The 12,239-nt window shown below is 37.8% G+C and carries 9 protein-coding genes; 4 read left to right on the forward strand and 5 right to left on the reverse strand.

Annotation, left to right across the window (positions count from 1 at the left end; genetic code table 11):
• Positions 1–21: 21 nt before the first annotated feature.
• Positions 22–1,350, reverse strand: coding sequence for a dicarboxylate/amino acid:cation symporter (locus KO521_RS07935; protein WP_215939358.1), 1,329 nt, complete (start codon positions 1,348–1,350; stop codon positions 22–24).
• A 99-nt stretch (positions 1,351–1,449) separates the two neighbouring features.
• The gene (aroC, locus tag KO521_RS07940; protein WP_215939359.1) at positions 1,450–2,520 is read right to left on the reverse strand and encodes a chorismate synthase; all 1,071 of its coding nucleotides are present in this window, start codon (positions 2,518–2,520) and stop codon (positions 1,450–1,452) included.
• Between the two features lie 368 nt (positions 2,521–2,888).
• Here aroC and KO521_RS07945 point away from each other — a divergent pair, with 368 nt between their 5' ends.
• Positions 2,889–3,752, forward strand: a complete 864-nt coding sequence (locus tag KO521_RS07945; RefSeq protein ID WP_215939360.1) for a UDP-2,3-diacylglucosamine diphosphatase — start codon at positions 2,889–2,891, stop codon at positions 3,750–3,752.
• 9 nt (positions 3,753–3,761) lie between these two features.
• On the opposite strand, the gene KO521_RS07950 is transcribed toward KO521_RS07945, so the two are convergent.
• Positions 3,762–6,671 (reverse strand): FAD-binding and (Fe-S)-binding domain-containing protein, encoded by a 2,910-nt coding sequence (locus tag KO521_RS07950; protein ID WP_215939361.1) that lies wholly within the window; start codon positions 6,669–6,671, stop codon positions 3,762–3,764.
• Positions 6,672–6,758: 87 nt separating this feature from the next.
• On the opposite strand from KO521_RS07950, the gene KO521_RS07955 reads away from it, so the two are divergent.
• Together KO521_RS07955 and KO521_RS07960 are read left to right on the forward strand one after the other, a co-directional pair.
• Positions 6,759–7,277, forward strand: coding sequence for a hypothetical protein (locus tag KO521_RS07955; RefSeq protein WP_215939362.1), 519 nt, complete (start codon positions 6,759–6,761; stop codon positions 7,275–7,277).
• 103 nt (positions 7,278–7,380) lie between these two features.
• A complete protein-coding gene (locus tag KO521_RS07960; protein WP_215939363.1) occupies positions 7,381–8,499 on the forward strand; it encodes a TlpA disulfide reductase family protein in 1,119 nt (372 codons plus the stop codon).
• Between the two features lie 74 nt (positions 8,500–8,573).
• Here the strand turns inward: KO521_RS07960 and KO521_RS07965 are convergent, their stop codons facing one another.
• Both KO521_RS07965 and KO521_RS07970 read right to left on the reverse strand, forming a co-directional pair.
• The gene (locus KO521_RS07965; RefSeq protein WP_215939364.1) at positions 8,574–10,211 is read right to left on the reverse strand and encodes a hypothetical protein; all 1,638 of its coding nucleotides are present in this window, start codon (positions 10,209–10,211) and stop codon (positions 8,574–8,576) included.
• A gap of 180 nt (positions 10,212–10,391) precedes the next feature.
• Positions 10,392–11,042, reverse strand: coding sequence for a rhomboid family intramembrane serine protease (locus KO521_RS07970; RefSeq protein WP_215939365.1), 651 nt, complete (start codon positions 11,040–11,042; stop codon positions 10,392–10,394).
• Between the two features lie 57 nt (positions 11,043–11,099).
• On the opposite strand from KO521_RS07970, the gene KO521_RS07975 reads away from it, so the two are divergent.
• Positions 11,100–11,987, forward strand: coding sequence for a lysophospholipid acyltransferase family protein (locus tag KO521_RS07975; protein ID WP_215939366.1), 888 nt, complete (start codon positions 11,100–11,102; stop codon positions 11,985–11,987).
• Positions 11,988–12,239 lie beyond the last annotated feature (252 nt).

Consider the following 12,239-nt stretch of genomic DNA (forward strand, 5'->3'; position numbering starts at 1 on the left):
TGAACTTGTTTTACTGAATTTCTAGGAGACTTCATCTAGATGGTCATCCCAATTTTGAGCTTTAGGGTCATCATGTAGTTTATCTACTGATTTTGCAACAATCGTAGCAACTGTGGCGTCACCTGTTATATTTACTACTGTTCTAAGCATATCCAAAGGTCTGTCTACCGCAAATATCAAAGCCAAGCCTATAGCATATTTCTCAGGAGGAAAACCAACCGACTCCAACACAATTACTAACATTACCATTCCAGCTCCAGGAACGGCCGCAGTACCAATAGAAGCAAGAAGGGCTGTTAGGACAATGGTTAGCTGAGCTGTTAAAGGCAAGTCAAAACTTAATGCCTGTGCAATGAACACCGCAGCGATTCCCTGATAGAGACTTGTTCCGTCCATATTTACGGTAGCCCCTACGGGAAGCACAAAACTTGATACTTCTTTGTCTACACCAATATGCTCCTCAACCCGTTCCATAGTTACGGGCAATGTTGCAGCACTAGAACTTGTGGAAAAAGCGAGCAACTGGGCAGGACTTAATTGTTTTATAAACCAAAAAGGGTTTTTCTTGGCAAATACCGATACGAGAATACAGTAAAATACAATCATTAACAGAAGACCAAGAACCACTACGCCTGCGTATTTTAGAAGGGCTAGTAAAATTTCAGGGTCACTTGATGAAACAACTACATTTGCCAGTAGCGCAAAAACTGCGTAGGGTGCTGAAAGCATAATTAAATCCACCATTTTCAAGACCACATCGTTTAGTGAATCAAAAAAGTTTTTTAATGGCTCAGCTTTTTTCTCGCCTACGAGCAACATGGATATTCCCATAAAAATAGTGAAGAAAATTACCTGTAGCATCAACTGGTTGTTCCCTAGCGCACTAACGGCGTTGTCAGGGACCATATCTTCTAAGAATTTTAGAGGACCACTTTCCTTTTGTCGCGATGCTTCTTCAAGTTTTGCCGTAATACTACTATCAGTGGCATAAGTAGACGTAAGTCTATCTATAGTCTCTTCGGAAATACCATTTCCTGGCTGCATAATATTTACTAAAACGAGCCCTAGAATAATGGCTACGGTGGTTGTACCCATGTAAATCCCGATAGTACGCAGACCAATATTCTTAAATTTTGATATATCCTTTAAATCGGAAATTCCTTTTATGAGCGAAGCTAAAATTAGAGGAACAGCTATAAGCTTTAAGAGCTTAATGAAGATGGTTCCCAATGGGTTTATCCAGTCTAGCACAAAATCCTTGCCCCATTCCACGTAAGTCATTCCAAAACCAAAGAGAATACCTAAGATCATCCCGATCAGTATCCTCCAGTGTAATTCCAATTTTTGCATGCATCAAAGGTTTAAGCAAGTAATATACCGCTTTTGATTTGAAAGCAGAAAAACAACCTACAAATCACCTTTGGATTTAATGAATTGCCAATAAATTGATTACGAATTTGCCTTAATTGTACGATTTAGCAAGCTAAAATCCGCCATTACCAATGCAGCCATAGCCTCAACTATGGGTACGGCACGTGGTACGACACATGGGTCATGGCGACCTTTACCTTTTGTCTGCACAAAATTACCTTCCTTGTCAATAGTCTGGTAGGGTTGAATTATAGTAGCTACTGGTTTAAAAGCAACGTTAAAATAGATATCCATTCCGTTACTGATACCGCCTTGAATACCACCACTGTTATTGGTGGTTGTAGTCCCATCTTGGTTAAATTGATCGTTATGCTCACTGCCTTTCATAGCAACTCCATTAAAGCCGCTTCCATATTCAAATCCTTTTACCGCGTTTATAGAAAGCATAGCCTTGCCTAATTCTGCATGAAGCTTGTCAAAAGCAGGTTCGCCAAGTCCAATTGGTACATTTTGTATCACGCAAGTGATAATACCACCAATGGTATCTCCTTCCTTACGTATTTCTTTAATATATCCTTCCATTTTTGCTGCCATCTCTAGGTCCGGGCAGCGCACAGGGTTGGATTCTATTAACGAAAAGTCCAATTCCTGATAAGGAGTTTCCATTTTCATATGGCCTACTTGAGATACGTAGGCATTGATATTCATATCGGAAACAAATTGTTTGGCCAAAGCTCCAGCCACTACCCTACTTGCTGTTTCCCTAGCGGAACTACGACCGCCACCACGATAATCCCTAAAACCATATTTTTGGTCATAAACATAATCTGCATGAGATGGTCTGTAAGAATCCTTAATATGTGTGTAATCGTGAGATTTCTGATTAGTATTGTGAATAGCAAAACCAATTGGCGTGCCTGTAGTCTTCCCTTCGAATATTCCCGAAAAAAATTCAACCGTATCCGGTTCTTTTCTTTGGGTAACGATAGCAGATTGACCAGGTTTCCTACGATTAAGCTCATGCTGAACGGCCTCAAAATCTATTTCAATTCCTGAGGGACAACCATCTAAGACACCACCTATTGCTACACCATGAGATTCTCCAAAAGTAGAGAGTTTAAATAGGGTTCCAAAAGAATTTCCTGCCATTCTAAAAAGTTAAAAATTAGTGATTGGCAAACCGAATTTATCCTGGTTTAAAAAACCCCAAATAAATCATTGTTTAAGTGGTTCTCAAGAACTTGGTTTACCGTTTATGCTAGCGGTAAAGATAAATCTTAAATCAGTTACCACAAAATTAGCCCAACGGTATTCCCTACTTCGTTTTATATGACACTTAATGATAATTTAATGTTTTCAATATCAATTGGTATCATCCAATTCACGTTCGTTTTACATGTGTTTAATTTATTTGTATATCCCCACAAGAGTTTTAGAGAGGAAGTGGCTCCGCCCCATTTCCATTTGTTTTTTAAGAGAATTAAAATTCCTTATACAATAGAACGCACCTATAGATTATGAAAAAACGAAAAATAGACATAGCTGTAATTTCCGATGTGCATTTGGGTAGCTATGAATGTCATGCAGATGAGTTACTTACCTATTTAAGCAGTATACAACCTAAAACGCTTATTCTAAATGGTGACATTTTGGATATAAAGCGGTTCGGCAAAAATTACTTCCCTACGGTTCATATGAAAGTACTGCGTAAAATCATAACACTTTCCATGAAAGGTGTAGAGGTTTATTATATTACCGGAAACCATGACGATATGATGCGCAGATTCGCAGGGATTTCATTAGGTAATTTACACGTTATGAATAAGTTGGTATTGGAATTACATGGTAAAAAAGCCTTGTTTTTTCATGGGGATATATTTGATTTTTCAATACGACATGCAAAGTGGTTCATTAAGTTTGGAGGCTATGGCTATGCGCTACTCTTTATGGCCAACCGTACTTTGAATTGGTTGTTGAAAAAAAGAGGTAAAGACAAATATTCATTTTCAAAGAAGATAAAAAAGAACAGCAAAAAGAGTCTGGATTATATTGCTCATTTTGAAAAATCTGTTGTTGACATTGCTCTTGAGAACACCTACGATTATGTGATTTGCGGTCATATTCACCAACCTAAGAAAAATCGACATGAAACGGACAAAGGTTCTTGTATGTATTTGAATTCGGGGGATTGGGTAGAAAACCTAACAGCACTTGAATATTCTTTAAAACGATGGAAAGTTTACCGCTATAACCATGATAAACTCTCCCCTTTTTTTATGGATGAGGAACTAAAGAACATGAACATGCAGGACCTCATAAATTCTATAGCCATAGCCAAATCAAAACCTCAAAAGGAGGACCAAAGACCTTTTGACAATTAATTTTAAGTTCTAAATAAGTGCATTTTTTAAAATTGTCACAGGATGTAAGGCTTCCCTTTTTGTACCATCATAAATTTGATGCCTACAACTGGTTCCGTTAGCTGAAATAATAGTATCCTCAGGAGATTTTCTGACAGAAGGAAAAAGTTTCAGCTCTCCAACTTTCATACTCACCTCATAATGTTCTTTTTCATATCCAAAAGAACCGGCCATGCCACAACAACCTGAGCTAATAATCGAAACTTTATAGTTTTCAGGAAGATTCAAAACATCAAAAGTAACTTTTTGATTACTTAATGCTTTTTGATGGCAGTGTGCGTGAATCTTTACGGTTCTGGCTTCCTTTGTAAATAACTCTGATGATATCTCATTTTTCTGTATCTCCAAGGCTAGAAATTCTTCTAGTAAAAATGTATTCAACGCAATGGAACTTGTTGTTTCCGCATCCTGATAAAAACGTTTGTACTCATCACGAAAAGTCAATACGGCCGAAGGTTCCAAACCAATTACCGGAAGACCCTCGTCAGCAAACTTCTTTAACTTTGGAATATTTGCCAAGGCTAATTTTTTAGCTTGTTTTAAAAACCCTTTTGAAAGGTACGTTCTACCGCTTTCTCCATAAAATAGTTGTATGTCATACCCAAGTTTGGTCAGTACTTCAATTGCATCTTTACCTAAGTCAACATCTAAATAACGGCTGAATTCATCAATATAAAGAATTACTTTTTGTTTTGTGCTAGTACATTTATTTTTAATGGATTGAAGGTGTTCATTAAAATTAAAACTTGAAAGCTTAGGTAAACTTCTTTCTGGTGCTACACCGGCTGTTTTTTTCAATAGACCACCAAAGAATTTAGAATCGTACACCGCATTGGTCAACCCGGGCATTTTACTTCCTAATTTATTCAATGTGGTATTGTAGGCGAACAGTTTACCCCGCATGGGATAGCCGTTCGCTTCTTGATATTGGTATAAAAATTCAGCTTTTAATGTGGCGACATCAACATTACTAGGGCACTCCGTAGCACAAGCTTTACAACTTAAACAAAGGTCAAAAACCGCTTTAAGTTCCTTTTGGTCAAAATTGTTCTTCTTTTGCCCTGTAGTTAAATATTCCCGAAGCGCATTTGCCCTGCCCCTTGTTGTATGTTGTTCGTCTCGAGTGGCATGAAAACTAGGGCACATGGCCCCAGCAGCTTGTTCTGTTTTTCTACAGTCTCCCCCGCCGTTACATTTTTCAGTCGCTTTTAGAATTCCTTCACTATCCGAAAAGTCTAGTAAGGTTTTGATTTCCGGTTCTTTACGGCCTACTTCATAACGAAGCGATTCATCCATTGGATAGGCATCTACAATTTTTCCGGGATTAAAAATACCATCAGGGTCAAAATAGGATTTTATTCGTCTTAATAATTGGTAGTTCTCTTCACCTATCATAATAGGAATGAACTCTGCTCTAACAATGCCATCGCCATGTTCGCCGCTAAATGAGCCCTTGTACTTTTTGGTCAAATGGGCAACATCTGTAGTAATGTCTCTAAACATCACCACATCATCAGAATCTTTAAGGTTCAAAATAGGACGTAAATGCAATTCACCGGCTCCAGCATGCGCATAATAAACAGCAGATTGCTTATAACCGTCCATGATTTTAGTGAACTCCCCTATAAAATCCTTAAGATCGGCCACGGCTACCGCTGTATCTTCAATACAGGCCACCGCTTTACGGTCACCTACCATATTTCCGAGCAGTCCTAATCCCGCTTTACGCAGAATCACGGCTTTATTTACATCATCGCCTCTTAATATGGCTTCGGAATAACTAAGCCCCGACAATTTTACCGTTGCAAGCACCTCATTTATTTGACGCTCTAAATCCTCTTGGGTATGTGCTTTAACCTCCAACATTAATAACGCCGCTGGGTCGCCCTCAACAAAAAACCGATTTTTAAGCTGTTCCCTGTTGTTTTTGGTGCAATCCAGAATTACCCGATCCATCATTTCACACAAATGCAAATCGTGTTGCATAACCGGCGCAACATCGGTAAGGCAGTCCTCTAAAGTGTAATAGTGCGTCACCACCATTGCTGAAAGCTTCGGCGGAATCTCATCCAATTGAAAAGTAATTTCGGTAGTAAAAGCCAAAGTCCCTTCACTACCGCTCAATAACTTACAAACGTTTATTTTTTCATCGGTTCCGCCAAGTACATTCGTGTTTAGTAGCTCATCTACGGCGTAACCTGTACTTCTTCTGTGTATCTCCGGTTTTGGAAACTCTTCAAAAATACGCTGCTGTACTTCTTTGGAAGATAATTCTCTGTAAATCTCCCTATAAATTGTCCCTTCTAAAGTGTTTAAACTCTTCTTTTCTTGAAATTCCCTTACCGTAAGCGCCTTAAATTCTACCTCATTACCATCGGACAAAACGGTTTTTAGCGAAACTATTTTTTCGCGGGTAATACCATATTTAATGGATGTGGTCCCTGATGAATTATTACCCACCATACCTCCTACCATACACCTATTCGCTGTTGATGTATTAGGTCCGAAAAACAAACCATAAGGCTTAAGGTATTGGTTTAGCTCATCTCTTATTACCCCAGGTTGTACGGTTACCTGTTTGTTCTTTTCATCTACACTAACGATTTTCGTGAAGTGCTTAGATGTATCTACAACTATTCCGTCTCCAACCACTTGTCCTGCCAAAGAGGTGCCTGCTGTTCTGGGAATAAGACCTACTTTATGTTTAGTTGCAAAATGAACTAGGGTTTTTAAATCTTGAATGGTCTCAGGGAAAGTAACAGCTGTAGGAATTTTTCTATACACCGAAGCATCCGTGGCATATAGTGTTTTTGTTAAACTATCCGATAAAACGCGCCCTTGTAGAGAATTAGCAAGTTCTTGAAGTAAAATTTTATTCAACTGTAAACAATTTAGATCGCTAAATTAAGTTTTTATGGTTGAAAGGCGAACGTTAAACCCCTTTTTAGAACCAAAAATCACAAGAATATGAAAAAATGGAAATTTTTATTTTTTATTTGCTTTTGCTTCACAGCACTTTCAATGCAAGCCCAAGAGATAGCAGACAATGCATTAGGATTGCGTCTTGGTGACAGTGATGGTTTTGGAGCTGAAATATCCTATCAAAGGTCTATTGGACGATACACGCGAGCTGAATTGGACCTAGGATACCGGGACAGCCGTGAATTTGACGCTATTAAACTAACAGGTGTCTACCAATGGGTATATGAAATAGACCAAGGATTTAATTGGTTCTATGGGGCAGGTGCTGGTTTTGGAAGTGTAGATTTTTCACCAATACCCAATAAAAACAATCCAACTATTGCCGAAGACCCAGACGGTGGACTATTTGTTTTTGTTGCAGGAGATGTAGGCGTAGAATATAATCCGGACTTGCCTATTGTAGTTTCCTTGGATTTCCGACCCGAACTAGGACTTATAGGTTTTAAAAATTTTGATAATAAACTAAACTTTGACATAGCCTTGGGTATCCGTTACCAGTTCTAAATAAAATAAGTGAAAAACGTACTTCTAAGCTCTTGACACATAATGTTAAGGGCTTTTTTTTGTACCGATATATACCTACATTTGCCCAATCTAAATAAATAGAATGAAAAAAGTAGTATTATCTATCTGTATTTTAATAGGTCTTGTAGCCTGTAATTCAAAGCCAGAAGGCTATAACTTTAAAGGTAATATTACCGGAGAAGTCGAAAACGGAACAAAAGTATTTCTAAGAGCTATGGGCGAAAATGGACAGCCTGTAGATATTGATACAACCACTATTGAGAATGGTGCCTTTGCATTTACCGGTGTTGCCGATATGCCTGAAATGCATTATGTTTTTGTAGATAAATTAATGGGATATACAGCTGTTATCCTAGAAAATGGAGATATTGAACTTAAAGCACAGAAGGATAGCTTAGGTTTTGCAACTGTTAAGGGGTCGAAACAAAATGAAGTGTTCATGGATTATATGGACAAGTCTAAAAAAATAACTGCCCAGGCACAGTCTATTCAGCAGGATATGCAAAGAGCGGATCAAGCTACCGCAAACTCTCTTAAGGATGAAATGCTGGAGCTACAGGAAGAATATAAGAATTTTGAACTTACTTATATTAAAGAACATCCAGATGCACTTATTTCTGTTCTTTTGATTGATAGGGCTATTGGTGCGCGTGCTGTTACGGGAGAAGAAGCCCAAGCAATGTACGACGGACTTTCTCCTGAAATTCAGAAGACCAAAGCTGCTGTTTCTATTCTTGAAAAATTAGATGCCCAGAAAAAAGTAGAAGAAAGTCAAAAAAGTTCTGCAATAGGTGCTAAAGCCCCTGCTTTTACCGCTCCTACTCCAGATGGAAAAGAATTAGCTCTTGCCGATGCCTTGGGCAAAGTTACATTAATTGATTTTTGGGCTGCGTGGTGCAAGCCTTGTCGTGCTGAGAATCCTAACGTAGTTAACGTTTATAAGAAATATCATGACAAAGGTTTGAACATTGTTGGGGTTTCTTTGGATAAAACCGAAGAGGCTTGGAAAAAAGCTATTTCTGATGATGGCTTGACTTGGAACCAAGTTTCTAACCTAGCTTATTTTAATGACCCAATTGCTAAGTTATACAATGTAGATGCTATTCCTGCAGCATTTTTATTAGATGAAAATGGTGTTATCATCGCAAAAAACCTTAGAGGTCCCGCTTTAGAACAAAAAATTGCTGAGCTTCTTAACTAATTAAATAAGGTAATGAAATGAAAAGCCCCGAACGGAAATCCGTTCGGGGCTTTTTTTTATAATTTAATAAGTTTTTAGAACTTGTTTCTTACGTCTCTAAAATCACCTATTACTTTAGCGTCCCCTAATTTTTTTACACTACCAAAAACATTGGCCACAGAACTATCTCCTATGAATTCTAGGGTTGCACCATCGTTAAGGATAATATCTCCATAAACGGTCAAGTTGCCCTCTATCCTTAAAGTAGCATCTTTATTTACGGTAATATTTTTGCGATTATTGTTTCGTCCAATATAAAGTGATCCGTTCATTTCGAACAAACCATCGCTATTGATATAACTACTTTTACTTACGGCCCATGTACCACAAAGTAATAATGCCCCGTTTACATTAATTGAACTAAAATATTTAGAACCGGTAAAAGCCTTGGTTTCGCCTTGATTTACGGATAAATTAGCACTCCCAGCATAATATAATAAATCAGAACAGCGCGTTTCTAAACTTTCATCTGGCCTGTTTAACTTAACAATCTGAAGCCCTGCTTTACCAGAAGCGGCAAAGATATAATCGCCTTTGGAAGCAACATAGTTTATAGAACCATCTAGATCAACAACACCTATTATGTTTGTTTGACCATCTTTCTCTTCTGAAAGACATAAACCAGCACCACCATTGGCCATAAGCAAAACATCTTCGTTAATTGCTACGGCATTGGTTACAATATTTTCTGTTTCTGTTCCTTCAGGATTTAAAAGAATTGGAATGTATTCTACTAAATCACCACTAGTCATATTATATACCCCAGCGCCTTTTGACCCTTCGGAAACATATAATTTGTCACCTGAAAAATCAATCGTTCTCTTACTGTTGTCCCCAAAATTCGAGTTAATAGCTATTTCTTTACTAACCGTAAAGTTTTTATCCATTATGCTAACACCTTGGCTAGCATCCAATACCGCTATGGTACCACTATTGTGAGCTACAGAACGTAAATCAGAAAAAGAGATATCATTCTGAATAGAGAGATCAGCGCTATTGTAAGACGTCAATAAACCGTCTTTACCACTGGTTACCAAAACTCCGCTACCCGATACTTTTATATCGTTAGCCGTAAAGCCTTCTTGAAAACCATAAACAAGTTCACCGCTTACATCCAGTCTTCCATTTGAAGCAGGTATTCTTACCACAAAAGAGTTTGCCGTAGCTTTAACTGATTTTTCTGCATCAACGCCACCGGCGGCATAAACGTATCCATTGTCATAAGCAATGGAATTGATATCAGCATTGGAATAGTATAACCTAGAGGTAACCATAGGATTATTTGGATCACTAACGTCTATAATATCTACACCTCCAGCGTAACCGTCTTCTACGGTATTGTAGGATACATAGGCATAATCCCCATCAAGATCAATATGGGATGCAGTAAGATTTTCAGCTCCGCTAAACGATGGTGGATCTACACGTGCAATTAAAGTAAGTGGATAATCACCGGCCATCTCCTCACCGGTTTTTGAGGTTTTGCTGAAAGTTCCTTCTGTAGTGTTTATTTCTAAAACACCTGCATCATCATAAATAATACTATTCTCTAGAACAGATTCCTTTCCTTCCATTGAAATATTGTCTTCAGTATCACTAAAAACAGTGGTTTCGTCGCTACAAGATGTAGCTAGTGCAATAGCCGCTAAGGCGACAAATGAAAATCGTTTCATTATAAGTAGGTTTTAAAGCTATTAGATTTGGGTTCTAACAGAACGTAAATCTACGTTGAACTGTATGCCTATCTTATATTTTTTCGATGAAATACCTTTATTAGTATATTTTCTTGTCTTTTTAACAGAAATAAAGTTGTTAACTAGGAGTTTTACTAAGAAATATCGATGAACGGTAATCTATATCTTTCCCATTTTTGCCATTATAAATAAAATGATAATGGGTAATGCCAACAACCCTACCATTACAGGTTGGTTGACCAATAATTGAGGCATGAACAAAAGTGTACTCAAGTAGCCTCCAATAGCACCCCCAAAATGGGCTGTGTGACCAATATTACCTAGGCGGCTCTTCATACCATAAATAGAATATAATAAATAGCCAATACCAAAAACATAGGCGGGTACAGGTAAAGGAATGAACATAATACCCAATTGCATATTTGGTTGCAGTAAAATGGCGGCATATAGTACCCCTGTAACGGCACCACTTGCCCCTACAGCACTATAATGAGGTTCGTCTTTATGAAAAAACATAGCCAAAAGGCTACCCGCAAGTAAGCTTATGAAATAGATAGCGATGAATTTACCCGAACCAAACCAGTTTACGACAACGGGCGCAAAAAAGTAAAGAGTAAACATATTGAAAAAAAGATGGGCAATATCTACATGCAAAAATCCAGAGGTAAGCATGCGGTCTTTTTGACCCGCTTGAATCTGACCTATGCCAAATTTATAACGTTCAAAGAACGAGGTGTCATTAAATCCTTTTAAGGACACTAAAACATTTGCAGCAATTACCACTATGGTGGCAATATCTAGGTTGTTCATATGGAGCAGTTAATTTCGGTTCAAATATAGTTATATTTGCCTACTTAAAAGGTTTTCATGCAGTTGCTTGTTTTTATTTTGGCGTATCCGTTGTTGTGGATCATATCCATACTTCCATACCGGCTTTTCTACGGATTTTCCGATTTTGTTTTCTTTCTTGTCTTTCATGTTTTTGGCTATAGAAAAAAGATAGTTAAGGCGAATTTAGAATTGGCATTCCCTGATAAAAAAGAAAAGGAAATACTAGAGATTCAAAAAAAATTCTATCACCATATGTGTGATGCTTTTTTGGAAATGGTAAAAACAATGAACCTTACCAAAAAAGACGTTGAGAAGCGTTATGATGTAAAAAATATTGAAGTTATTCAAGAAATTGAAAAAGAAAAGACCATTCTGGTGGTGTGTTCTCATTATGCCAATTGGGAATGGAACGTTAGTATTAATAACTACGTAGAATCTAAGGGTTATGCGGTATATCAAAAAGTAAGCAATCGTTACTTTGATAATTGGGTCAAAAAGGTAAGAGCGCGCTGGAATACAACCTTAATTACCAAAGAAGAAACTGCCAAAACGGTTCTGGTAAACTGGAAGAACAATGTAAAAGGAATTTTTGGTATGGTAAGCGACCAAACTCCGCATTGGCACCGCGCGCAGTACTGGACTGAGTTTATGGGCGTCAAGGTTCCGGTAATTAACGGAGCTGAAAGTTTAGCCCGAAAAATGGACCTTGCCGTAGTTTTTCTTAAAGTCTCAAAAGTAAAAAGAGGCTATTATAAAGCTGAGTTCATTCCAATAACCACTGCTGGAGCATCTACGGATAAGAACGAAATTACCGATACCTTTCTGCGTCTAGCTGAACAACAAATAAGAGAACGACCTGAGTACTATTTATGGACGCATAGACGCTGGAAGCATAGAGATAAGGTTCCGGTGGAGTTTCAATGATAAACACCTCCCTTCGATTGCGCTCAGGGAGGTATTCTTAAAGATTTTAACAAAGGCTAACTAAGCCTGCTCAGTGAGGTACTCTTGAGTATTTTGACAAAAGCTAACTAGTACTGTGCAAGGGGTTATTGTTTACTTCTTACAATGTAATCAGTATTGAAGTCACAGGAAGAAATTCGGTTTTTGTTGCTTTAAATCAAAAAAACGCTTGAAATTAAAATGAGAATTATCCCATATATTCCAAGCGTTGCA

Origin of the sequence: Zobellia uliginosa, assembly GCF_018860745.1 — a bacterium.
Taxonomy (GTDB): Bacteria; Bacteroidota; Bacteroidia; order Flavobacteriales; family Flavobacteriaceae; genus Zobellia; species Zobellia uliginosa_B.